The organism is Pseudomonas grandcourensis (assembly GCF_039909015.1).
Classification (GTDB): domain Bacteria; phylum Pseudomonadota; class Gammaproteobacteria; order Pseudomonadales; family Pseudomonadaceae; genus Aquipseudomonas; species Aquipseudomonas grandcourensis.
Map to the genome: position 1 here is coordinate 3,456,712 of NZ_CP150919.1, position 22,753 is coordinate 3,479,464.

Consider the following 22,753-nt stretch of genomic DNA (forward strand, 5'->3'; position numbering starts at 1 on the left):
GGTGCCAGTTAACGCAAACGCAATGCATGACTGCATGCTTAGCGATTGAGGATTTAACCTCTCTCTTTCATTCCCAAACGCTTAATAGAGTGCATCCGCTCTTGGTCATGAGAGTGGTAATAAGTGTCTTGGGTAGTACTCAGGTTACTGTGGCGTAGATCTAGCTGCAGATCCTTGGCTTTGCGAAAGGGCGCATCGAAGGTCGCAGAGGTGTGTCTAAGCCAATGGGCTGACGCCGATCGCAGGCTGTTCATCTCATACGCCTCACGATCTTCTGATTTCATTTTGGCTAACGCATTGTCGAAGACGGATTGGAGGAGGGTACGCACTTGCCGTCCAGAAAGGCCCGACCTTCCATTTAGGGTCGTTAGCAAAGGTGTCTGCTCGTTTTCCTCAGGCAACTCCGACAATCCGAGGAATACACGGTAGCGTTTCAGGTGCTGATTGATGTATTCGTCCCGAACCGCAACTTTCCCAGCTTTATTTCCTTTGCCGATGACGTGGTACCACCAGTTACCCTCTGGATCCTGACGAAAATCTCCCATGCAGGGCTCCCAGTTAGCTCGTCCAACGAGATCGGAGATACGGAGGTACATAGCGAAAAGCGTGGCCAAGACGAAGAGGGTGCGTTCATGTCTCAATGGCTCGTCTTCTGCCATTGCCTCAGCCGTTTCAATAACGTAGTCCCACTGCAGAGGAGTCAGCGCCCGGTTCTGGCCATCTCCTACAAGGTTGCCTGTGTAATCTTGCCTGTTTTTAACCAACCTAAAAGGGTTGAGGCTAACCAGGCCATCCTCCGCTAGGAACTCATAGAAGGAGCTGCAAACCGAAAAGATCTGGCTCATGGTTCCTTTCGATGCTGCATAGGCTGGGATAGGGTCGATCTGCCGGCTATCTTTCTGATTCTTTTGGCTAAAGGGTTTCCAGTTAGGATTCGGTACTTCTGGAAACTCCACTGCGGTCTCAGGATCCTTGTTGGTGATGAAGCGGCCACGTGTCACATGGCCAATCCACTCTGAAGGTGGGTTTCGGCAAAATTTCAAATAGGCTTCGGCGTCTTGCCGCTTGAGCTGGAAGATTGATTTTTTTCTTACAATCAAAGCCCACAGAAGCAATCGTTCAACGTGAGTCCTATACGAGTTAAATGTTTGGTCGCTACTTTCATAGGTGCGTAAAAAAGAACGTACAGTCTGATAACCGGCAACTGCATCCAGGCCGCTATCGAAACTGCTTACATAGTTTCTCACGAATCTGATAGACGAACCTTCGCATGTAAAGTCCTGATCCAAGAAAGACTCAAAAGTTTCAAATAACGGTTTTGGCTCAGAAGGCATTTTGGTTACCGATTTCGACGTTTGAGAACTTCCAGTTCTGACAGTTACTGGAAGTTTGCAACTCCCCTCGCACGATGGGCTCGGAAGGTTGCGAGCAACGTAGACCCTAGCCCCTCGATCCAATTTTTTCAACACCATGTAGAAGCAAAAATATTTACTCGCCAGATTGACACTTTTGGACTTTTACATTAGCGCTCCTGAGAGTGTGTGTAATTATCTATATATTGCCACGAAAGTTTTCCGTCAAATTATTTTAGGTTTATTGCCACACCACCCAAACATATGGCATAAATTTAACAACTATATATTTATATGTGAATTGACAGCGCACGAATCAAGTCACCGGAAAGTCGCATCTTTATCTTCAAAGAAAGGTTCTGCGGATAGTCGCTTTTTTATTTGAAGATCACCGTAAGCCCCACTTTTAATGGGTTACGGAGTCGACGGTGGCAAATACCTGCCTGGAAAGTCGCGTTTTTATTTAATGGATCACCGAAATGTTTTCTTCTGAATAAAGTCTGCCTGGGACTAGGCTGCGCAATCAGAAGCAGTACGAATGCCAACGGATTCGGGCGTCTATGCGTTATTTGCGCGCCGGATGGGCGTTGCCGCGAGTAGCCCACTGGGCGGTGCGCCGCCGGGAAAGGCGCATCAAAGGCTTTAAAATAACGGTGCTGGGAAGTCGCAATATTTCGTTGAGCAAGCGGTATACCATTGTTTTACATAGATTTTTATACGTGCGTCCAGATCTGTTCGTCTAAGAGCTGTCGCACAATTCCTCGTCAGAGGTTTTGCTATTCCCTGAATGGAAGAATCATGAAAGTCTTTTAATTTCAGTAGGTTATAATTTTCACTCTTAGTGAGCAGTCGCATCATATCGTCAGAAAAAAGCGATCTCACAACTAGCAATCCTTACGCAGCCCAATGAAATCAATGGGTTCGGCGAAGAGACGTCTGGAGTCGCATCAAATAGCGATTGCCGCAGCAGACCGGAGATGCGGCGCAGTTGCCCATGCTTGTCCTTTTCATCTACGTTCAACTGTCAGAAGCGAGCTTGTCGAATCAAGGGGTTACGACGCTCATGAACATATCTAACATAGCCTCTGGTTTAACATAATATACATTACACGTAATACGATATTGCCAGATTGACCCCGACACACACAGATCTTGAAGCACGCAACCACCTCATCCTCGCGTCAGCTTTTCGATCAATGCCCAATGCTCGGGAAACTGCTGTCCGAGCTTTTGCCGGTCGCCCATTTCCATATCCTGCTGCGCCGTGCATCACCTGTGAAGCTTTCCAGATGCCGCCGGGCACGTGCAGCTGCAAGCATTGTGCGGCGAGAACATCGTGGCCCATCACGACGGTTTTCAATGTGCCGTCCGGAAAAATCAGCGTGTACTGAATCGGATCGCCCAGATGATAGTAATGAACGATGTCTGACTGGTTGAGATGGAAATGGCCTATCGGAGAATTCTGGGTCAATAGATAGAAAATCGACGTCATGCAATGCCGTTGACCACCCGCAGTTACAACCATGTTCTGGTCGTCCGATTGGTAGGTTCTGCGAAAGAATCCGCCTTCGATATGGGGCTCAAGGCCCAGGGCTTTGATAATTTCTCCAATTTTCAGGGTGCATTGAGTCATTTGTCGTGCGCCTCTCACTTGTGATTTTGGTAACACATTTGCAGTATTTGACGACATAACTCGACTAAATAGTGCTTTAGTCGAGTTAGCTTTTACTCTGGCTCGAAGCCGTACCAGAAATCCGGTCGACTTCCCTTCCCCTCAGTCTCAGCTAAGTTTCGATCCGTATCGTCTCCCTTGCGCAACTTCGGCGCTGCTCAGGAGAGGCAACCCGCCCATGAAACCCGTTACAGCCGGATGGCTCAACAAAGTACCCGAGGTGACGCTGTCATTCTGGGTGATCAAGATCCTGTCCACGACCGTGGGTGAAACCGGCGCGGACTTCCTCGCCGTCGATGCCGGCCTTGGCCTGGGCTGGACCAGCCTCGGCATGGCGACATTGCTGGCCATCGCCCTGTTCATACAGATGCGCAAAAGCGCCTGTTCGCCCTGGATCTACTGGCTGACCGTGGTGCTGGTAAGCATCGTCGGGACCCAGCTCACCGACATCCTGACCGACGTTCTCGATGTCAGCCTGTACACCAGCACGGCGGTGTTTTCTGTGTTGCTGGCACTGAATTTTCTGGTCTGGTACCGGATGGAGCACAACCTGTCGATCCGCGAGATCGTCACCCCGCGCCGGGAATGGTTCTACTGGACGACCGTGCTCTGCACCTTTGCCCTCGGCACGGCCGGCGGTGACCTGGCCACCGAGGCACTGGGCCTGGGTTTCACCCTCGGCGCCGTGATTTTCGCCGCGCTGCTCGCCGCGACCCTGGTGGCCTGGCGCCTGGGCGCCAATGTGGTACTGGCCTTCTGGATCGCCTACATCCTGACCCGTCCGTTCGGTGCTTCTCTGGGCGACTTGCTGACCCAGTCCAAGACCTACGGAGGCCTCGGCATGGGCGCCACCTGGACCAGCGCGATCTTCCTGTGCGTCATCGTCCTGTTGGTTGCTGTCGCGCAGATGAGCGTCGGCAACCGCAATTCCGTTACTGAGTAACCTTTAAATAGCCCATCAAGGAAACGTCATGCGCCCTTTTCAAAACATCATTCGACACGTCGCCATTGTCTCGTCGATCTTCCTCCTCAGCATTGCTGCCGGCTGCTCGAAGCCTGCCGACAAGCCTGCTGCGGGCACCCAGTCCGGTGCAATGAATGCACAAACCCAATCCGGTTCAAAACTGGGTGACCTGTCCGAGTTCCGCACCATCGCCGCCGACGTTGCCACGATCGTCGATAAAAATGACTTGCCGGGCGCGAAAGCCCGCATCAAGGACCTGGAGAGCGCCTGGGACTCCGCCGAAGCCGGTATCAAGCCGCGCGCCGCCAGCGACTGGCATGTAGTGGACAAGGCCATTGACCGCGCGCTCGACGCCTTGCGTGCCGGCAATCCGCAACAGAGCGATTGCAAAGCCCGCATGGACGAGCTGATGAAGGCCTTCGATTCGATGAAAGGCGCGTAATAACCGGGCGGACAAACGCCGGGACAGGTGCTTCAATACAGGCGCGACGGTCATGACCGCCGCGCCTTTTTTTTCGGAGCGGGACATGCGCATATTACTGGTCGAAGATGACCCGATGATCGGGGACGCCATCCAGGGCGCGCTGAGTGATGCGAGCTATGCGACCGACTGGGTGAAAAACGGCCTTACCGCACTCTCGGCACTGGAGACCCAGCCCTACGACCTGGTGCTGCTGGACCTCGGGCTTCCAGGCAAGGACGGGCTCGATGTACTCGACAGCATTCGCGCCCGCAACAACCCGGTGCCCCTGCTGATCATCACCGCCCGGGACAGTCTTGACGACCGCCTGCGCGGCCTTGACGGTGGCGCGGACGACTACTTGCTCAAACCCTTCGACATGGCCGAACTGTTGGCCCGTATGCGCGCCGTGCTGCGCCGCAAAGGCGGTAGCGCCCAGTCATTGCTGGACAACGGCGTGGTGGCACTGGACCTGGTGTCGAAACAGGCGAGCACTGCCGAAAACCCCGACGTGCAACTGTCCAGCCGCGAGTTCGCCCTGTTACAGGCCCTGTTGATCCGCCCGGGGGCGATCCTCTCGCGCAGCGAACTCGAGGACCGTCTCTACGGTTGGGGCAATGAAGTGGAAAGCAATGCCGTGGAGTTTCTGATTCATTCGCTGCGACGCAAGTTGGGCAACCATGTCATCAAGAACGTCAGGGGTATGGGATGGATGGTTTCAAAAAGCGCTTGAGCGACTCGGTGCAGGTACGGCTGTCGGTCGCACTGTCGCTGGCCATCCTGATCGTGGCGGTGCTGGCCGGGATATTCGCGTTCGTCTCCGCCCTCGACGAGGTCCACGAAATGCAGGACGAAACCCTGCGTCATGTGGCGGTCCTGTTCGATCGGCAACAGATGACACTGCACTACCCCGCCGCTGAAAAATTCGCCGGCGACGACGAAGAGTCCAGGGTCATCGTTCAATACTTGGCTGACAGCAGCAAAGCCGTCGGCAACAACGACGACAGCGTCCTGCCACTGCCCTTCCCCACGACGCTGGCCGATGGTTTGTCGACCTTGAGTATCGCCGGCGAAGACTTTCGCGCGCTGGTCAGGACCACTGCCCGTGGCGAGCGGATCGTTGTCGCGCAGGAGACGGGGGTTCGCGACAAGGAGGCACGCGAGAGTGCCCTGCGCAGCTTGCTGCCGTTTCTGATTCTGTTTCCGGTGCTGTTGCTGGTGGTCAGTGATCTGGTGCGCAAGCTGTTTCGCCCGATTGCCATTCTCTCCGGAGAAATAGATCGACGGGACAAACAGGCCCTGCACCCGATCAACGAACAACACCTGCCCACCGAGATCCGCCCTTTCGTCGTGGCCATCAATCGCTTGCTGGCGCGGGTTGCGCAGTCCATGGAAACCCAGCGTCGCTTCATCGCCGACGCCGCCCACGAACTGCGCTCGCCCTTGACAGCCCTGTCGCTGCAAGCCGAACGACTGAAAGCCACGCCCATGCCGACGCAAGCCGTCGAGCGCCTGCTGCCGCTGTCCCGCGGCATCGATCGCAGCAGAAAACTGATCGACCAGTTGCTGGCCCTGGCCGCCGCACAATCGAACGCCGAGCGACCGCAGGCCACGGTTTCGGTGCATGAGATCTATCGACAGGTACTGGAGGATCTGTTGCCACTGGCGGAGCGCAAGCACATCGACATCGGTGTTGAAAGCACCGAAGACGTGCAGGTCGTCATCAACGAAATGGACCTGCTGATTCTGGTGAAGAACCTGGCGGACAACGCGATCCGCTACACCCCAAGTGGCGGACGCGTCGACCTGTCGGTGGAGCAGGTGCAAGGCACCGTGATCTTTCAGGTCAAGGATTCCGGCCCTGGTATTACGGCCGATGAGCAGATGCGCGTGTTTGACCCGTTCTATCGCAGCGTGGGAACAGAGGAAGCAGGCTCCGGGTTGGGCTTGTCCATCGTCAGGGCCATTGCCGAGCGTACGGGCGCTCGGGTGCGCCTGGGTTTCTCGGATGAGACGAACAAGCGCGGCTTATGTGTCTCGATCGAGTTGAAAAGAAGCTCAGGTTAAATATCTATGTATCACCGTGTGTCAATGCGAGATCTTGATACACAGACTTTCAACCGGCCGACGATTGGACACAGGCCAGATACGTTGCCGCGTTTCAATGCAAGCAAGGTTTGAAGGGGCACAGACCGGACCCCTGACCCATGGCTGGTAATGGAGACATCCCATGAAGATGGCACTGCGCAACAGCAACACCGGCAAGACTCGCCGCCACCTGGTCGGCCCTTCGATTCTCGCGCTCACCCTGTTTGGCGTGCTCGGCGCGGCCCAAGCGCAAACGGCCGCCACCGCGCAGCCAGCGGCGACCCCTGCCGCCACCACGCAGGCGGCGCCCTCGCCGTTCGGCCCGCTCAAGCATGTCAACGCCGGGCTGCTGAACGTGGCGTACGCCGAAACTGGCCCGGCCAACGGGCCAGTGGTGATCCTGCTGCACGGCTGGCCGTACGACATTCACAGCTATGACGAAGTCGCGCCGTTGCTCGCCGCCAAGGGCTATCGGGTGCTGATGCCTTATGCGCGCGGCTATGGCGATACGCGTTTCCTGTCCGTAGAAACCGAGCGCAATGGTCAGCCGGCTGCGCTGGCCAGTGATGTCATCGACTTCATGGATGCCCTGAATATCAAACAAGCGGTGCTCGGTGGCTATGACTGGGGTGCGCGTTCGGCCGACATCGTCTCGGCGCTGTGGCCGGAACGGGTCAAGGCGTTGGTCTCGGTCAGCGGTTATCTGATCGGCAACCAGGCGGCCGGCAAGAACCCGCTGCCCCCCAAGGCGGAATTGCAGTGGTGGTATCAGTTCTACTTCGCCACTGACCGCGGACGCGCCGGTTACGAGAGAAACACCCATGACTTCGCCAAGCTGATCTGGCAACTGGCTTCGCCGAAATGGGCGTTCGATGACGCCACCTTCGACCGCAGCGCCAGGGCACTGGATAACCCGGACCATGTCGACATCACCGTGTTCAACTACCGCTGGCGCCTGGGCCTGGTCCAGGGTGAAAGCCGATACGAAGCGCTGGAACAGAAACTGGCCACGGCGCCGTCCATCAGCGTGCCGACCATCACCCTTGAAGGCGATGCCAACGGCGCACCGCACCCTGCCCCCGAGGACTATGCCAAGCGCTTTACCGGCAAGTACGAATTCCGGCTGATCAACGGCGGCATCGGCCACAACCTGCCGCAAGAAGCTCCGCAGGCGTTCGCCAAGGCGGTGATTGATGCGGATCATCTTTGAGGTCGATCTGACGTCCAAGCGCCTGCGCTGAGCAGCACCGGGGTAAAGATGAGCTATCTTGAAAGCGACTCACCTGCATCAGGTGACTGCCAACCAGTAAGGACGCTTCATGAATCGTTTACCCCGGCGCCATGCCCTCTTCGCCTTGACTTTCGTCAGTACGCTCACAGCCGCAGCGTTGTGGGGCACTCCGGCTTACGCAGCGCAAGCCACTGTCGCCGCTACGGCCGCCAGCCCAGTCTCGGGGCCTGTTGCCGGTACCCAAGTAACTGAACCATACGTACGCATGATGGCGCGCGAGGCGTATTTCTGGGGCTGGCCGATGGCCAATATTTTCAATCGGCGACAGGCGTTCAAAGACCTCCGTGAACCTGGCTTGATGGGCGGCATCGTACCCGTGGCCCCGATCAATCGGTTGTCGATGCTCAGCGACTACATCGACCCGGCCGAACGGCTGGTGGCCTGCCCGAACCAGGACGTGGTGTACGGTGCCGGCAGCATCGCCCTGGACATTGAACCGGTGGTGCTGCAAGTGCCGGACTTCGACGGCCGTTTCTGGGTGTATCAGGTGGTGGACCTGCGTTCGGACAGCTTCGCCGAACTGGGCAAAATGTATAACACCCAACCGGGTTTCTACCTGTTGGTCGGCCCGGACTGGAACGGCAAGGTGCCGCCCGGTATTACCCGGGTGTACCGGGCGCGCACGAACACCGGGTTCGTGATCCCGCGGGTATTCCAGGACGACACCGGCACCGACCGCCTGGCCGTGCAGGCGGCACTGGCCGGCATCGACATGTACCCACTGTCGCAATACGACGGCAAGGTCAAGAAACGCAACTGGAAGCAACTGCCGACATTCCCGGCCCAGGCTTCTGATGGCAGCGCCGAAACCAAATGGGTGGTCCCAGAGAAGTTCTTCGACGAACTGCCGGCCCTACTCAAGGACGCCAAGCCATTGCCGGGCGAAGAAGCCCGCTACGCACAAATGGCTGCCCTCGCGGCGATCGCCAAGGCCGACCCGCAACTTCGCGCCGCGATGATCGACGAGGCGAAAAAGGCCGACAAAGAAGTGATCGACCCGCTGTTGCAGTTCCGCAACTACGGCCTGCAATTGCCGAATCACTGGAGCACCGTGAGCAACGGTGCAGCGTTCGGCACCGACTATTTCACCCGTACCGCCGTCGCGCGCTCGAACATATTCGTCAATCAGCAAAAAGAGACCAAATACTTCTACCAGGACCTGGATGAGAACGGCCTGCGCCTCAACGGCCAGTACGGCTACAGCGTGACGTTCGCCAAAGGCAAGCTGCCGCCGGTCAAGGGGTTCTGGTCGCTGACGCTGTACAACGACCAGCACTTCTTCTCGCCCAACGAGCTCAAGCGCTATTCAATCGGCACAAAGAACAAATCCCTGCAAACCAACCCTGACGGCTCGCTGACTATCTACGTGCAAAGCGAATCACCGGGCAAGGACAAGGAAAGCAACTGGCTGCCCTCGCCTAAAGGCGCCGAATTCTCGCTGTACATCCGCGCCTACTGGCCGCAAGCCGATGCCCTCGACGGCGACTGGACTCCACCGGCGGTGGTGAAAACCAATTGAACAGGATCTGAAAAAAATGAGCGCCCAGGTGGCGCTCATTTCATTTGGGCTGCATGAAAACCCCATGACCCTGTGGGAGCGAGGGTGTCCCCCGGATTTTGCGTCCGACACAAATCAACTGTGGGAGCGAGCCTGCTCGCGATGGCGGAGGGTGAGTCGCTACCGTGCCGGTGGTTATCACTACTACCCCACGAAAATGGTGGTGCAGGCCAACGGCGAGTTCACCCCGGTGCGCCGTGACGTTTCGGTGATGATGGCGTCGGCAATGGGCAACCCGGAACCGAACCGCCTGTATTACTACCTGGGCAAGGTCACCTCGCCGGAAAGCGTGGCGGGCAGCCAGAACCTGGTGCATGAGCCGATCGACCAGACCACCGAGACGCACCTGGCCTGGACCTACAACCCGGGTCAGCGCCGGGTGCTGCGCGCACCGGAAATCTCCTATGACTCGCCAGCGACACCACCGCGGCCGTGTTGATGAACAATTCGCAACCCCTGGCATGTTCGGCCCATACCTGAGGCAGGGTCAGGTCACCCGCCACCACATCGTTCGCGGGGTCGGCAAACAGGTCCATGCCACGCACTTGCGCGCCCAGGGCCTTGTAGCGTTTGAGCAGTGCCTTGCCGATAAATCCGTTGGCCCCTGTGATGAATACCGAACGGGGAACCTCCGGTGTTTGCCCGCCCGAGCCAACGGGTATGTTTGCTTTCGTCATACGAGATCCTTGCGACGTGCCCAGGGCCGTCACGCTGATGGCTGTTATTAGAGTGAGGGATCAAGCAGATCCATGCCTAGCTTGATGCACCTTGGCCATGTGGATTGTCCATTTCGCGCCAATTTTCCATCAGTTCATGCCAGCGTGGTAATCCCGGCCCCCCCAATGTGCAAAGGTACGGCGTCGTTGCGAAAATAAACGCTGGTTTTCAGCGCATCTGGCCTACGCTTGAACCTGGAATTCGAACCCGCCAGGCCATCCATGATGGAACTAAGGAAGAACTGCATGAAAACACGCTTGAGTACCTTGACCCTCGGTGTCGCACTGATCGCATTGGCCGGTTGTTCCTCGACCTCGCAACCCGGCAGAAGCACTGACCTTGGAAAAGACCTGACCGGCTCCGGCTTCATGGAAGACGCCTACCCGAAACTCAAGGATGGCAGCGACGGCGAAGCACTGCGCCTGTACCGCAACCCGAAATACGCAGACCAGGCACTCTTTGCCCGATACAACAAAGTGATACTGGACCCGATCAAGCTGTATGGCGGGCCCAAGTCCAAACTCAAGGACGCACCGGCGAGCGACACCGCCGCGATTTCGCAGAACTTCCAAAAACTGGTGAGCGACCAACTGGGCAAGGACTACAAGATTGTCGAACAACCGGGGCCGGATACCTTGCGAATTTCGGTAGCGATCGTCGACGCCGAAGCGTCCGACTCCTCGATGAAAGCGGCGTCCTACATTCCCATTCCCCTTGGCCTGCCAGGCGCCAAGGCCGCGGCGATGCAAACGATGGTCCATACCACCGGCAAACCGCCGTTTTCCGGGCAAGTGACCATCGAGGGCAAACTCACCGATGCACAAACCGGCGAACTCATCGCCGCCGAGATCGACCGGCGCGTGGGTGCCCGCAAGCCGATCATCGGCCTGTTTGAAAGCAGCACCTACGACTCGTGGAGCGATGTCAACGAAGCTGGCCGCTACTGGGCCGAGCGCGTGCGCTTCCGGCTTTGTGAGCGACGTGGTGCGAGTAATTGTGTAGAGGCGACCGAATAGGTTCGCCAGGTACTGTGAATCGGATGTCGGCCTCCCCGACATCCGCTCCCGATGCAGGCTTCAGGTCGACGACAGACAGGCGCCCTTTTCCGGTACCAGACGAATATCGACACGACGGTTGGCTTCTCGCCCCGCCTCGGTGTCATTGCTGGCTATCGGTTGACTGGCGGCAGCCCCCCGAACGGCAAAGCAACTGGCCGGGATGTCACCCATGCGTTGCATCCAGTCGTGCACGCTGGCGGCACGGGCCTGGGACAGTCTGATGTTCTCTTCAGGATCGCCCGTGGCGTCACTGTGCCCGGTGATGACAATCAACAGGTCTGGCTGAGCCTTGATGTCGACCAAAGCATTGATCAGTACCTTGGTCGAGCCGGGCTTGAGCGTGGCACTGCCTGCCTCGAACAGTGACAGACTGCGCAGATGCACGGGTTCGCCGATGTCCTGCTTGTGCTGGAAAAAGGCCAGATGACGGGCCCCGCTCTCGGTAACCGAAATTGTCACCCAGCCCTGCCACCACAACCCATAAAACAGAGCCAAGGTGGTGGCCACAGCAGACACCCACAGACTGATACGCCGCGTTTTTTTCCTCTGCTTTGAACCCGACAAATCGGGCAGCGGCGGACTGGGGATGATCATCACCGGCATGAGATATTCAGGCACGTACTCCCTGATCGAAGGCAGCCCCGGTGCGCTCGACAAACGCCTTGCCTGCGTCCGCAGCAGAAGATTGCCGACTTGTTGACCCAATGCCTGTAGCGTTTGCGGAGCAATCAGCCCCCTGCATTCCAGGCGCGCGTTCAATCGGTCAAGCTCGGTGCCCAGCTGGACAAGCGCCGGCAAACTCCGTGAACTGATGTCCACACTCCGCAGCAAGGCCTGCAGTTGACCAAATAGCCAGGCCAGAATGTCCAGGCGCGCAGACTCCAGGGGTGGCCACACACCCGCCCAATCGCCGAGCAATGCCTCGATCAGTGACACCCCTTGCACTATGCCATCCAGCCCATGGCGTTGACCGTTTGCCAGCGCGAAAGCCGCAGCGCTTTGCAGATCCGCGCCATTTTTCTGGAACAACGCCAGGCACAACTGCTCTATCCGGCCCCAATCCACGTCCGGACACGCCGGATGGCTCAGATGGGCGAGTTCATTGCGAAGTGCGACAAACTCGTCAAAGTCCCGTGGATCACCACCTGCCCGCACATGAAGCCCAAACAATCCGGTCATTTCCTTTCCTTCTTTTTGCCTGTCCGATGTCACGGCGTCGACAGGTAGCTCTGCCGTTTGAGGTGACGCATGAGTACTCTGCCTTCAGGTGCCAGAGTGGTACCGAAGGTCACCCGTTTGCCGCCCTTGAGTTGCATGTCGAGGGCATACTCCAGATGGCCCGGCAGCACCTGTGCCAACAACTCGATGCTGACTGCGGCCAAACGCGGTTCGTACTTGAGCAGGGTCTTGCTCATCGTTTTCATCAGGTCATGGGCCGTGGCGGGCAATCCCTGCAGGATCACGCCCATGTCCGGCAAGCCGTAGTCCGGCAGGTGGCTGAGCGTGCCGGCGCGGCTATTGAGGATGCGTTGCAGATTGTCCAGCACCGAAAGGATTTGCTGGTCTTCTTCGCCGACTCGATACAGCTCCAGTTCGCCATCAAAATTCTGCAGGAGCATTTCGTACAGCGAAGGGTTGAGATCGGTCATTGCCTACTCCTTCGCCAATGGCCGTAATGCCAATCGGTTATCACCCAACTCGATCACCCGAGGCTGGTCGGGTTCAAGGTCATTGCGGGCCAGGGTCAGGCGCCAGGTGTTCATTCGGGTGTCCGGTTGACGGAACAGACCGACCACCGTGACGAACTTTGCGTCCCTGTTCATGGGCACGCTCAGTAACGCACCCTCGCCGGGCTTGATCACCACGGCATGCGCGTCCAGTAGATCGGCACTGAGTTTGCTGTCGCCATGGTTGAGCAGGCTGTCATAGCTGGCCTGGTCCACGGCTTTGCTGTCGCGCAATTGGTACACCCGCACCAGGGTCGGAACCGACAACGCACTCATGTCCGTTTCATCGGTGTTGTTCGCCGCTCGACCGGAAAAATCCAGATGCAGCGTCGTGACTTGCTTGTAGAACACAGCCCGTGCCGTCGAGGCGGTGCTGTCCGAGACGGCCTGGGTCAACCCGCAACCGCCGAGCAAGGTGCCCTGCGTCACCCATGCCAATGAATTACCCAGCGTACGCAACATGCTGTACCTCCCTGTTCCGTGGATTCTGCAAAAGGCCTTGGTAGCGACCAAGGTTGATGGTGATGGTGTCGGGCTGCGCGGTTTGACAGGTATCACTGCCCTGCGCCAATACGCCGGTCATGCCAAGCAATACCTGCGCATGGCCCAATACCGGTGCTGGCAGGCTGCGCATCGGTAGCTGCAACTGCAGCTGCGCAGTGCAGCGCCAGCCCAGGTACACGCGCAGCAACACCAGCAGGTCACTGTGCAACTGTCCCCCCGGCAACCAGCCGCTGGCCTCCCGGGTGTCCTCGGTGAAAAGCCCAAGGAGCAACTGGCTGTTGGCGTCGTGTCCGGTATGGCCCAGTGGCGTGCCTTGGGACAGGCTGACGGGGTGGCTTGTGGACAGACCGGCCGGTTGCAGCAAAGGGACTTTGCGAGGCCAGTGTGGAGTCACCCGCGCTCGTGTGTTCGGTGCCAGCAGCCTGACCAATGCGCTGATGCCTTCGGCGTTTCGGGTTGGCAGACGCATGACACTGAGCAACGCGAGAAAACGCGAAATCGGCGTGGCAATCCGCCCGGCGGTGCCGGGTATGCCGAGGCCGATCAGGCCGAGCAAACACTGCGAGGTCTTGTCGGTCGCGCCGGATTCGAATGAGGCCGGGTACGAGTACTTGCGCCAGATCCGGTAGAACTGGGTGAAGATCCGATGGTTGAAGATGTCGAGGAACGCTTCCAGTGCCTCGTGCCCTTCCCGGCGCTGGGCAATGTCGTCGACGAACGCCGTGGGCATTGGTGAATCGACACCGTACAGACCCAGCAAGCGGGTACGCACCGAGGCCGGGCGTTGCGGATGTTCCTCATCGATCTCGATGGACTTCAATTCGCCAGCCGGAAACCCCATGCCGGGATCCGGCCGAAACCGTACCGGATCATCCGCCACACGCGCGGTACTCCCCAACGGCGGATGCCCGGGCAACGACTGTTCCAGCAACTGACAGAAACGATAAAGACTGGCCTCGGCCACCCGCCCCTGCAGCGTTTGCAGCAAACCGCCGGCTTTCAACCGGGAATACGCTGACTGTGGTTCTCGTTCCATCGCAGGCACTTCCCGGTCGGTTGAAGGATCAGCGTGAGCTGGTTGAACAGATGAATGTCGGCATACAGGCCGAAGAAGCGATTGAGCATCTCGCCGAACAGGCTGATATCGCCTTCACCGCAGAAGCCGTTGGCGTCCAGGGTGACTTCGATATCCACCCCTCGCAGCAGAAAACCCTTCTCGAAACGCTGGATCAGGTGATGCCTGACCTCGACGATCGCTTCCAGGCGCCGCCGGTTCAGTTCACTGCCCGTCCAGTCATACAGCGCCAGAGTGCCCCGCAACACCTCGGCACTGTCGAGCATCGGCAGGAAGTTCGAACCCAGGTGGCTGAGCACCCGCCAATGGAAGCGGTCACGGTTCGGCGGATAGCACGGCAAGGTGGGTGCACACAGGTTGCGTACCCGCAAGCGGGACTGAGCATTCTGTGCGACGGTATCGAGCAGCGTGCTTTGCAGGGCCTTGCGCGGCAGTTGCCCGTTGGTACCCGTCAGTCGCAACGACAGGCCTTCACGCTGAAACAGCCGGTCCTGATCGAAGCCCTCGCCGCCCAGAATCAGCCAGGTGTCATGCAAACCATTGGCGCCCTGGCGCAAACGCGTATGGAAATAACGCTCTGGTGCCTCGTCGCGCAGCATGCCGCCCTTGTGGCGAAAACTGCTGAATGGCACATAGTCATGCCGCTCGGCGTTCTTCGAAGACGTGACCTGATCCACCGAATAAATCTCGGTGTGACCGTCCTGCAGGCGCATGGGGCGCAGCAGGTAGTCCGTTTGCAAGGGGGCGAGTTCCAGTGGGTCGGCTTCCAGCGCAAACAGATTGATCACCGGCACGGCATGCAGGCGAATGTGCTCGACACTCAGATCGAAGCCAAGGGGCCATGCCTCGCCAAGGACCACGTCCAGCTCGAACCAGGGTGTACCCGGCTGCAGCTTCAGGTGCTGCAGTCCGCAAAGGGTCACGAACATGAATTTTTCGCGGAACGTGAAGTACTCCAGCAACAACTGATAGCCGCTGAACGCGCTGTCGCCCTTGGGCCACAGACGATCTTCGTCGGCAAATCCCTTGGGCGCAAAATGGCCCTCCAGCGCCTGGCGATCCGACTCCCCCGCACATCGCACGTACAGCGCCTGAGCCTTGAGGGTCAGCGCCTGATGCAACGCGCTGGCCAACGCTGCATCGGCATTGAGGTACAGCGGCAGGTGGCTCAGATCGACCTGGCTCCAGTCGGTCATTGTTCCGCAGGCAAAGCGCAGGCGCAGCACCGAGCGCCCGTCCGGCTCCTGGGCATATCGTACAGACGCCATGGCCAGCGGGTGCAATGTCAGGTCCTGAGTGGTGGTGTAACTGCACCGGGTGCGTTGCGGTCCGATGGGCTGCGACAGCACTTCAAAGCCCTTGCCGATTCGTTCGCTGAGCTTCATCTGCGCGAAGTCCGGCGCCAGTTCGACAATCGACAACGAAGCGATGGTGCGCAGGTAATGGGGCCACAGCAGGCTGACCAGGCCTTCGGTCAACTCCGGCAAATCATCGTCGAGCTTTTCACGCAGTCGCCCCATGAGGAAGGCAAAACCTTCGAACAGACGCTCCACATAAGGGTCCTGCGCCCCTGGTTTATCCAGGTTCAGTTGCGCGGCCCGATCGGGGAACGCCTCTGCGAATTCCTTGCCGGCCTCGCGCAGGTAACGCATCTCCGCGTCGAAATACCGTAGCGTCAGATTTTCCGTGTTCACAAATACATCCTGATAAATGAGGTTCAGCCGCAGAGCACTGCGGCGCGTACCGGATCGATGGCTACCAGCGCCGCCAGCAACGCGTCCATGCGCCGGGCCAGAGCGGGTTTATCCGCGTCATTGCGTTGTGCTTTGAGGCGCAGCAATTTGAGCAGGCGGGCCTTGACCTCAAAGTTCAGGTCCGGCTCCCACTCCGCCAGGGCCTGGCGCTGGGCGATGGCATCCAGTTCACCCAGCAGGTGAATGGCCAGGTTGCTCTTGCCGTACTGCTCGGCCACCCGCGTCATCAACAGGCGCAGCAGCCAGCGCTGTCGGCCTGTGTGCACATCGGGCCGTGCGGCCAGCCAGGCCAGCGCCGCCTCCACCCCATCGCTGTCGGCTTGCGCCAGAGCCTGGGCTTCCAGGGACAGGATTTCGGTATCCGCATCGATGGCTGTCGTTGCCGGAACAGGCAACCACTGTTGGGACTGATTACCGCTGACATGCTGAGCGATCCACTCGCGAGTGGTCTCGTCGGCGAACGGTGTGCCGTCGCTCCAGCACAGGGCCTCCAGGCCCGGGAGACGCTCAAGGAACATCCCCAGGTCGCGCTTGGCCACATCGGCCCAGCTGTCCAGCGGCGCGGGTTGCTTTCTCAACGCCTGGTACACATACCACTGCAGATCCAGCCAGAAATGATTCACGCCCTCGGCGAACATTCCTTCAACCTGATCCAGCAGTTCCTGCCAGTTCTGCTGCAGGTGCAGTCGCTTGAGTTGTACCTTGTAGTCGCCACGTGGGGGGGCCAGACGGGTATTGCCATTGATGTCCTGAGGCGGCGGCTGATGCAGCGTGTCCCAGCGCATGCTTGTCATCAGCCGATGGGCCGCCAGCCAGCCCTGGGGTTGTTCACGCAGATAGCCCGCCAGGGCCCGGCCACTGTCCAACAGATCGCGCCCGGACTTGATGGCTGTGACACCCGGCACATCCGATGGGGTGTTTACTTCATGGCTGGCACTGTTCTGCGGCACCAGGGCATCCACCCCACCGGACTGCGCCAACCGTGCAGACAGCGCGGCATACAGCGCGCCCAGGGCCGGGCGCTGGTCCTGCGGCCAGGCGCCAAGACCCTGCTCCAGCCAGGCCAGCGCCGAGACCGTGCGCTCAGCTTCGCTGCGCACAACCTCCGGATACAGCGACAGGCTGTCCAGCACCTTGCTGCCGGCCAGCCACTCCAGGGCCATCTTGCGGCTGTTGGGCCGCACAGGCAGCACCTGCTGCGCGTAATGCCCGACCAGCGCGGCCAGCAGGCCAAGGCCATCGGCGAGCCCGACCTCGCCGTCTTTGTGCAAGCGGGCCCACAACTGGGTCAACAGGTTGTCCAGTTGGGTCAGCAAACCCGGGTGAGCAGCAAAGCTGAGAAGCGGCGGTACATAGCCCGGGTCGAGCATCCAGGCCCCCTGCCCGTCACGTGTCAGACGGGCAATCGGGCAAGTCAGGTAATCGGCGTTGTCATCGTTTTCCAGGCGCAAGCTCAAGGCATGCTCCAGCACCCCGATCGATTGCACCTCATCGCCGAACACGTCTTGAACCTGGCGCCAGTCCTGACGATAACGCATCGGTCGATCGGCCCTGCCCCCGTCGAACAGGCAGTTATTGCCATTGCCCTGTTCCAGCGGCAAGGCCAGCAACAGCGTGACGTTCTGACTGTCATCAGGCAGCTGCCGGGCCAACTCCAGCGCTGGAGGCAGGCGATCGACATGATCGGTATCGACCAGGGTACCGTCGGCCATGCGCAAGTGCAGCCTGGTCAGTTTGAGCTTGCCCAGGCGCAGCGCCTGCAGATCTACTTCCACTGTTTGTACACCCCAGGGATGTACCAACGACAGGTGCGCAAGGCACTCATTGGTCCAGGCTTCCCAGCGCGCCTGCTGCTGGAATTGCTGCGGAGACAGCAACGCCCCCGCGGCCCACAGGGGGCGGTCGATCTTCATGACATTCGTTCCCTACGAAATGACTCGGGTTTGAACAGGCTCAGGTTTTGGCCTTGGGCATCTGCGAAACCAGTGACAGGTTGACGTCCATGCCTTCCACCTGAAAGTGCGGCACGGCGTACAACTTGACGCGGAAAAAGCCGGGGTTGTCCTCGATGTCTTCCACCGTCACCTGCGCCTCACTCAGCGGGTGCGAAGCCTGCAAATCATCGCCGGGGTCGGTCATTTCGGTGACCAGCCCACCGATCCACTTGTTGAGCTCAAGCTCCAGCAAGCGACGATCCTTGGTGGTTCCGATGTTCTCGCGCTGGATCATTTTCAAGTAATGAGCGATGCGGGACAGGAGGAATATGTACGGCAAACGCGAGTTGATACGGCTGTTTGCGGTGGCGTCGGCGGTGTCGTACAGAGCGGGTTTCTGGCTGGAGTTGGCGGAGAAGAAACACGCGTAGTCGCGATTCTTGTAGTACGACAATGGAATGAAACCGAGGTTGGCGAATTCAAACTCACGTGTCTCGGGAATCATCACCTCCGAGGGGATTTTCACCTGATTGCCGGTGCCCAGGTCGTACAGATGAATCGGCAGGCCGGTGACCGCGCCACCCGACTGCGGGCCGCGGATCTGCACGCACCAGCCGTTGCTGATGAAACTCTTGACCATGTTCGCGGCAAACGCGAACGAGGCGTTGGTCCACAGATACTTGTCGTGGTCCGGCCCCTTGACGCTTTCGATGTAGTTGAAACTGCGCACGGCTATGGTGTCAGGACCGTAGGGCAGACGACCGAGCACCCGCGGCATGGTCAGGCCGATGTAGCGGGCATCGTCACTGTCGCGAAAGGCTTTCCACTTGATGTATTCCGCGCGGTCGAAGTAGTTGCCGATGTCCTTGATCGCAGCGACTTCTTCCATCGATTCCTTGCCGAAAAAAGCCGGACCGACAGAACCAATGAACGGCATGTGTGCCGCCGCCGCCACCTTGGAAACATTGCGCAGCAAGGCAATATCCCGAGGGCTGCGGTCGAATTCGTAATTGGAAATGGCCGCAGCAATCGGTTCGCCACCCGGCGTGTCGTATTCCCGGGTGTAGGTATGGAAATACAACCCGCTCTGGGCGATCTCCGGTGCGTCTTCGAAATCCTGGATCAAATGATCCTTGCTGACATCCAGCAACTCGATGCGAACGTTGCGGCGAAAATCGGTTTGGTCGATCAGCGATTTCACACCGCGCCAGGTCGACTCGACGCGCTGGAAGTCTGGATGGTGCATGACGGCATCGAGCTGGCGACTGATCTGCTCGTCCAACGATGCAATGTGCTCATCGAGCAGTGCTTTATCCAGACGCTCGACTTTTTGTGAAGACTGCTTGAGCAAGTTCAGGAAAACGCTGACGGCAGCGGTCACGCGCTCATCGGCAGAGGCCTCGGACAATGCTTCGTTATCCTGAAAGGAGTCGAAACCGGCCAACTCTTCTACTGGACTCAGATTGATCTTGCTGAACAAAGCGCTATATATACCCTGGCTTTCTTCAGACAACACTGTATCGCCACGCGATTGCGCGGAAGAATGTTCAACGGACATTTTTAGTATTCCTGTGAAGCGAACCGAAGGGAAATTAACGAACTTCTTTGGGAGCCAGGGCAGCCAGTTCGGCACGCAGTTCATCACTGAGCGCATCATCTTTGAGGATGCGCTCCAACTCGTGCCGAAAGGTCGCGTTGTCCAGCAGGTTCGACTTGAGATCGCGCAGCAGGTTGCGCATGGCCAACAGTGCGCGTAGCTGTGGAATCTGCCGCGCCACCTGTTCCGGCTCAAAGTCTTTCATGGCCCGGAAACTCAATTCCACAGTGGTGTCGCAGTGGTCATTGACCAGCGTGTTTTCCACCGCCAGCTTCAGGCTTGGGGAATACTCGGACAAAACGCTGTCGAAATTATTCTTGTCAATGTTCATTTTGTTTCTTGCGGACAGCGGACGCTGTTCCTTACCGTTGCTGTAGTCGCCCATCACCATCAACTTCAGTGGCAACTCGACTTTTTTCTGTGTGCCACCCGTGTGCAAATCGAGCTTGATATTGACTCGAGCCTTGGGCACTTCGTTTTGAAAACTACTTGCAGTCATCATTCCTCCTGACACCCGCGCAACAGTAAAAACCATCACGAAGATAAATAAGACTGGAATCCAGAACGGCGACCAACTCTATTCGCAGAGTTGCCATCCACAGCCCTTAAATTCCTTTTAATGCATAGAAGCCGTAACCCCGAGAGACAATTTTCGTCTCTCCGTCTATAAACGATGAAGCATCCGAAGTTAATTCTCCATCCCCTTGTGGCACTTTCGGACATTTCCCACAGGGTCAATCAACAAAAGAGAAGTTAATTTGTAGGACGAGAGCGAGATATTCAAATCTGGTCATGCCAACACACAATTTTTGCTATGAGTAATGGATCTCACTCCAGTCGATCTAGTCATAACCCAGCGGTGCACCTGTCATCAAAGACAGCACACCGATTCAATATTCCCGTCCCGATCTACGCAACCATGACGTCCTCACTCACACACCCGTAAGGACAGTGTCATGGCCATTGCAAAGGCAGTACCCGGCAAAACCCTGCTGACCCCGACCGATCACACCCTGATCATGATCGACCACCAGTCGCAGATGTCCTTCGCGACCAAGTCGATCGACGCCGTCACCCTGCGCAACAACGCCGCACTGGTGGCCAAGGCAGCGCGGGGCTTCAAGGTCTCGACCATTCTCACTACCGTCGCCGAGAAGAGCTTTTCCGGGCCGATCTTCGACGAAATCAAGGCCGTGTTCCCGGAACACAACGTGATCGACCGCACCAGCATGAACACCTGGGAAGACGAGCGCATTGCCGTGGAAGTCAACGCCATCGGCAAGCAAAAGATTGTCCTGGCCGGGCTGTGGACCTCCGTTTGCATTGTTGGCCCGGCGTTGTCGGCGATTGACCAGGGTTTCGAGGTGTATGTGATTGCCGACGCCTGCGGCGATGTCAGCACCGAGGCCCATGAAATGGCCATGCAGCGCATGATCCAGATCGGTGCCCGGCCGATGACGTCGCTGCAATACCTGCTGGAACTGCAACGTGACTGGGCCCGCAGCGAGACCTACGACGAAACGGTGAAAACCTCGATTGCCAACGGTGGTGCCTACGGTCTGGGCCTTATCTACGCCAAGACCATGTTTGGTGCATCCGAAGGCCATTAAGGTCCGTTGAAAAACCGGCGACTGCGTTCCCGACGCAGTCGCTGCCCCGGTGGTGACCCATTGATGATCCTTTCCCCACAAGACTCCAGGGCGGCCATTGCCCTGTGCTTCTGCCTATTGACTACCCACGCACTGGCCGAAGAATCGGCGAAAGAATCCGTAGGATTTTTCGAGGGTGCGACCCTCGGCGTGCTCAGCCGAAACTTCTATCTGAACAGCGACTATCGATCCCCCTCGCCGACCGGCAAAAGCTACAAGGCCGAATGGGCTCAAGGTTTCATCAGCGCATTTGAATCCGGTTTCACGCCGGGCACTGTTGGCTTCGGCCTCGATGCCCATGCCTTTGTCGGACTCAAGCTCGATGGCGGCAAGGGCCATTCCGGGACCGGATTGCTGCCGGTGGGCAGTGACGGTCGTAGCGAAAGCAACTACTCCAGCGGTGGCGGCGCGATCAAGCTCAAGGCATCGAACACCACCCTGGCGTTTGGCGAGATGGAGGTTGAATCCCCAGTGTTCGACACCGCGGACAAACGACTGCAACCGGAGTACGCCACCGGTTTTCTGCTCAACAGCCGCGAAATCGACGGCATGAACCTGCAGGCCGGCCACTTCACGGCATTCAAGAATCAGGACAGTGCTTCAGGCAAGGGCGACTTTTTCGGTTATGGCGCCAACACCGAGGCCGGCGGCATTTCGTTTGTCGGCGCCGACTTGTTTACCCAAAGCCCGGTCGGCGGCGCCCTGTATGCCTCGGATCTGACCGACACCTGGCATCAGTACTACGGCAACCTGCACTTCAAGCAGTCAGAAGTGTTCCTCGACGCCAACCTCTATCACACCCGGGACACTGGCCAGGCACTGGCCGGCGCCATCGACAACACCGCGTACAGCCTGTCCGGCAGATACACGCTGGGCGCTCACGGCTTCACCCTGGCGTACCAGAAAGTCGATGGTGATACGCCGTTCGATTTTGTCGGTGGCGACTCCATTTACCTCGCCAACTCGATCAAGTACGCCGACTTCAACGGCGCCCATGAACGTTCCTGGCAGGTTCGTTATGACCTGGACTTGGCCAACTTCGGGATACCCGGCCTGAAGTTCATGACCCGCTACGTCACCGGCGACCAGATCGACGGCACCCATGCACCGCAAGGCGGCGCCTATAACCCGTTCGACCCGGCGACCGGCACCTACGTGCCGCAACAAGGTGATGGGGGCAAGCACTGGGAGCGAGACATCGACCTGCACTACGTCGTGCAGTCCGGGGCGGCCAAGGGTTTGTCGTTGCAACTGTCCCATGTGTCGCACCGGGCCAACGCGGCGCAGGCAGGCGACGACATCGACCGGGTGTACGTGGTCATCCAGTACCCGTTGGACTTCGGGCCGTTCTGA

Annotated in this window: 19 protein-coding genes and 2 pseudogenes; 10 read left to right on the top strand and 11 right to left on the bottom strand. The window is 58.4% G+C overall.

Annotated features, from left to right (window positions below; genetic code table 11):
* Nucleotides 1–53: 53 nt before the first annotated feature.
* Together AABM52_RS15425 and AABM52_RS15430 are read right to left on the bottom strand one after the other, a co-directional pair.
* Nucleotides 54–1,334 (bottom strand): site-specific integrase, encoded by a 1,281-nt coding sequence (locus AABM52_RS15425; RefSeq protein WP_347906602.1) that lies wholly within the window; start codon nucleotides 1,332–1,334, stop codon nucleotides 54–56.
* Between the two features lie 1,188 nt (nucleotides 1,335–2,522).
* Nucleotides 2,523–2,985 (bottom strand): annotated as a pseudogene (locus tag AABM52_RS15430) (cupin domain-containing protein).
* Nucleotides 2,986–3,202: 217 nt separating this feature from the next.
* On the opposite strand from AABM52_RS15430, the gene AABM52_RS15435 reads away from it, so the two are divergent.
* The 7 genes from AABM52_RS15435 to AABM52_RS15465 all read left to right on the top strand — a co-directional run bounded on the left by AABM52_RS15435 (nucleotide 3,203) and on the right by AABM52_RS15465 (nucleotide 9,824).
* The gene (locus tag AABM52_RS15435; protein WP_347906603.1) at nucleotides 3,203–3,967 is read left to right on the top strand and encodes a hypothetical protein; all 765 of its coding nucleotides are present in this window, start codon (nucleotides 3,203–3,205) and stop codon (nucleotides 3,965–3,967) included.
* A 28-nt stretch (nucleotides 3,968–3,995) separates the two neighbouring features.
* Nucleotides 3,996–4,430, top strand: coding sequence for a hypothetical protein (locus AABM52_RS15440; RefSeq protein ID WP_347906604.1), 435 nt, complete (start codon nucleotides 3,996–3,998; stop codon nucleotides 4,428–4,430).
* Between the two features lie 85 nt (nucleotides 4,431–4,515).
* A complete protein-coding gene (locus tag AABM52_RS15445; protein ID WP_347906605.1) occupies nucleotides 4,516–5,181 on the top strand; it encodes a response regulator transcription factor in 666 nt (221 codons plus the stop codon).
* Nucleotides 5,157–6,515, top strand: a complete 1,359-nt coding sequence (locus tag AABM52_RS15450) for an ATP-binding protein (protein WP_347906606.1) — start codon at nucleotides 5,157–5,159, stop codon at nucleotides 6,513–6,515. The genes AABM52_RS15445 and AABM52_RS15450 overlap by 25 nt, the downstream gene beginning before the upstream one ends.
* Before the next feature lie 163 nt (nucleotides 6,516–6,678).
* Nucleotides 6,679–7,746, top strand: coding sequence for an alpha/beta hydrolase (locus AABM52_RS15455; protein ID WP_347906608.1), 1,068 nt, complete (start codon nucleotides 6,679–6,681; stop codon nucleotides 7,744–7,746).
* A gap of 109 nt (nucleotides 7,747–7,855) precedes the next feature.
* On the top strand, nucleotides 7,856–9,346 hold the full coding sequence (locus AABM52_RS15460; RefSeq protein ID WP_347906609.1) for a DUF1214 domain-containing protein: 1,491 nt from the start codon (nucleotides 7,856–7,858) through the stop codon (nucleotides 9,344–9,346).
* Nucleotides 9,347–9,497: 151 nt separating this feature from the next.
* Nucleotides 9,498–9,824: a DUF1329 domain-containing protein gene (locus AABM52_RS15465; RefSeq protein WP_347906610.1), complete on the top strand. Its 327-nt coding sequence runs from the start codon at nucleotides 9,498–9,500 to the stop codon at nucleotides 9,822–9,824.
* 37 nt (nucleotides 9,825–9,861) lie between these two features.
* On the opposite strand, the pseudogene AABM52_RS30560 reads toward AABM52_RS15465, so the two are convergent.
* Nucleotides 9,862–10,062 (bottom strand): annotated as a pseudogene (locus tag AABM52_RS30560) (NAD-dependent epimerase/dehydratase family protein); the annotation flags it as partial.
* Between the two features lie 285 nt (nucleotides 10,063–10,347).
* On the opposite strand from AABM52_RS30560, the gene AABM52_RS15470 reads away from it, so the two are divergent.
* Nucleotides 10,348–11,118: a DUF3313 domain-containing protein gene (locus AABM52_RS15470; protein ID WP_347906611.1), complete on the top strand. Its 771-nt coding sequence runs from the start codon at nucleotides 10,348–10,350 to the stop codon at nucleotides 11,116–11,118.
* Nucleotides 11,119–11,178: 60 nt separating this feature from the next.
* On the opposite strand, the gene AABM52_RS15475 is transcribed toward AABM52_RS15470, so the two are convergent.
* Genes AABM52_RS15475 through tssB form a run of 8 tightly spaced genes read right to left on the bottom strand, consistent with a single transcriptional unit; the run spans nucleotide 11,179 to nucleotide 20,250 of the window.
* Nucleotides 11,179–12,339 (bottom strand): OmpA family protein, encoded by a 1,161-nt coding sequence (locus AABM52_RS15475; RefSeq protein ID WP_347906612.1) that lies wholly within the window; start codon nucleotides 12,337–12,339, stop codon nucleotides 11,179–11,181.
* 29 nt (nucleotides 12,340–12,368) lie between these two features.
* On the bottom strand, nucleotides 12,369–12,809 hold the full coding sequence (tssE, locus tag AABM52_RS15480) for a type VI secretion system baseplate subunit TssE (RefSeq protein ID WP_347906613.1): 441 nt from the start codon (nucleotides 12,807–12,809) through the stop codon (nucleotides 12,369–12,371).
* A gap of 3 nt (nucleotides 12,810–12,812) precedes the next feature.
* Nucleotides 12,813–13,349 carry a type VI secretion system lipoprotein TssJ gene (gene tssJ, locus AABM52_RS15485; RefSeq protein ID WP_347906614.1) on the bottom strand — a complete coding sequence of 179 codons (537 nt, stop codon included), beginning with the start codon at nucleotides 13,347–13,349 and terminating at the stop codon, nucleotides 12,813–12,815.
* Complete coding sequence (tssG, locus tag AABM52_RS15490; protein WP_347906615.1) at nucleotides 13,330–14,427, bottom strand: type VI secretion system baseplate subunit TssG; 1,098 nt, start codon at nucleotides 14,425–14,427, stop codon at nucleotides 13,330–13,332. Before tssG ends, tssJ begins: the two co-directional genes overlap by 20 nt.
* Entirely contained in the window at nucleotides 14,391–16,160 is a 1,770-nt protein-coding gene (tssF, locus tag AABM52_RS15495) for a type VI secretion system baseplate subunit TssF (RefSeq protein WP_347906616.1), read from the bottom strand. Before tssF ends, tssG begins: the two co-directional genes overlap by 37 nt.
* 23 nt (nucleotides 16,161–16,183) lie before the next feature.
* Nucleotides 16,184–18,133 carry a type VI secretion system protein TssA gene (tssA, locus tag AABM52_RS15500; protein ID WP_347906617.1) on the bottom strand — a complete coding sequence of 650 codons (1,950 nt, stop codon included), beginning with the start codon at nucleotides 18,131–18,133 and terminating at the stop codon, nucleotides 16,184–16,186.
* A 40-nt stretch (nucleotides 18,134–18,173) separates the two neighbouring features.
* Nucleotides 18,174–19,712, bottom strand: a complete 1,539-nt coding sequence (gene tssC, locus AABM52_RS15505; RefSeq protein WP_347906619.1) for a type VI secretion system contractile sheath large subunit — start codon at nucleotides 19,710–19,712, stop codon at nucleotides 18,174–18,176.
* A gap of 34 nt (nucleotides 19,713–19,746) precedes the next feature.
* Nucleotides 19,747–20,250, bottom strand: a complete 504-nt coding sequence (gene tssB, locus AABM52_RS15510) for a type VI secretion system contractile sheath small subunit (RefSeq protein WP_347906620.1) — start codon at nucleotides 20,248–20,250, stop codon at nucleotides 19,747–19,749.
* Between the two features lie 457 nt (nucleotides 20,251–20,707).
* On the opposite strand from tssB, the gene AABM52_RS15515 reads away from it, so the two are divergent.
* Nucleotides 20,708–21,361, top strand: a complete 654-nt coding sequence (locus tag AABM52_RS15515; protein WP_046043338.1) for a hydrolase — start codon at nucleotides 20,708–20,710, stop codon at nucleotides 21,359–21,361.
* 63 nt (nucleotides 21,362–21,424) lie between these two features.
* Entirely contained in the window at nucleotides 21,425–22,753 is a 1,329-nt protein-coding gene (locus tag AABM52_RS15520; RefSeq protein WP_347906621.1) for an OprD family porin, read from the top strand.

Coding starts and splice junctions, on each gene's coding strand:
- AABM52_RS15450 (WP_347906606.1), top strand. CDS start 5,157: ATGGATGGTTTCAAAAAGCGCTTGAGCGACTCGGTGCAGGTACGGCTG.
- AABM52_RS15460 (WP_347906609.1), top strand. CDS start 7,856: ATGAATCGTTTACCCCGGCGCCATGCCCTCTTCGCCTTGACTTTCGTC.
- tssG (WP_347906615.1), bottom strand. CDS start 14,427: ATGGAACGAGAACCACAGTCAGCGTATTCCCGGTTGAAAGCCGGCGGT.
- tssB (WP_347906620.1), bottom strand. CDS start 20,250: ATGACTGCAAGTAGTTTTCAAAACGAAGTGCCCAAGGCTCGAGTCAAT.
- tssJ (WP_347906614.1), bottom strand. CDS start 13,349: ATGTTGCGTACGCTGGGTAATTCATTGGCATGGGTGACGCAGGGCACC.
- AABM52_RS15455 (WP_347906608.1), top strand. CDS start 6,679: ATGAAGATGGCACTGCGCAACAGCAACACCGGCAAGACTCGCCGCCAC.
- AABM52_RS15440 (WP_347906604.1), top strand. CDS start 3,996: ATGCGCCCTTTTCAAAACATCATTCGACACGTCGCCATTGTCTCGTCG.
- AABM52_RS15520 (WP_347906621.1), top strand. CDS start 21,425: ATGATCCTTTCCCCACAAGACTCCAGGGCGGCCATTGCCCTGTGCTTC.
- AABM52_RS15435 (WP_347906603.1), top strand. CDS start 3,203: ATGAAACCCGTTACAGCCGGATGGCTCAACAAAGTACCCGAGGTGACG.
- AABM52_RS15470 (WP_347906611.1), top strand. CDS start 10,348: ATGAAAACACGCTTGAGTACCTTGACCCTCGGTGTCGCACTGATCGCA.
- tssC (WP_347906619.1), bottom strand. CDS start 19,712: ATGTCCGTTGAACATTCTTCCGCGCAATCGCGTGGCGATACAGTGTTG.
- tssE (WP_347906613.1), bottom strand. CDS start 12,809: ATGACCGATCTCAACCCTTCGCTGTACGAAATGCTCCTGCAGAATTTT.
- AABM52_RS15515 (WP_046043338.1), top strand. CDS start 20,708: ATGGCCATTGCAAAGGCAGTACCCGGCAAAACCCTGCTGACCCCGACC.
- tssA (WP_347906617.1), bottom strand. CDS start 18,133: ATGAAGATCGACCGCCCCCTGTGGGCCGCGGGGGCGTTGCTGTCTCCG.
- AABM52_RS15475 (WP_347906612.1), bottom strand. CDS start 12,339: ATGACCGGATTGTTTGGGCTTCATGTGCGGGCAGGTGGTGATCCACGG.
- AABM52_RS15425 (WP_347906602.1), bottom strand. CDS start 1,334: ATGCCTTCTGAGCCAAAACCGTTATTTGAAACTTTTGAGTCTTTCTTG.
- AABM52_RS15445 (WP_347906605.1), top strand. CDS start 4,516: ATGCGCATATTACTGGTCGAAGATGACCCGATGATCGGGGACGCCATC.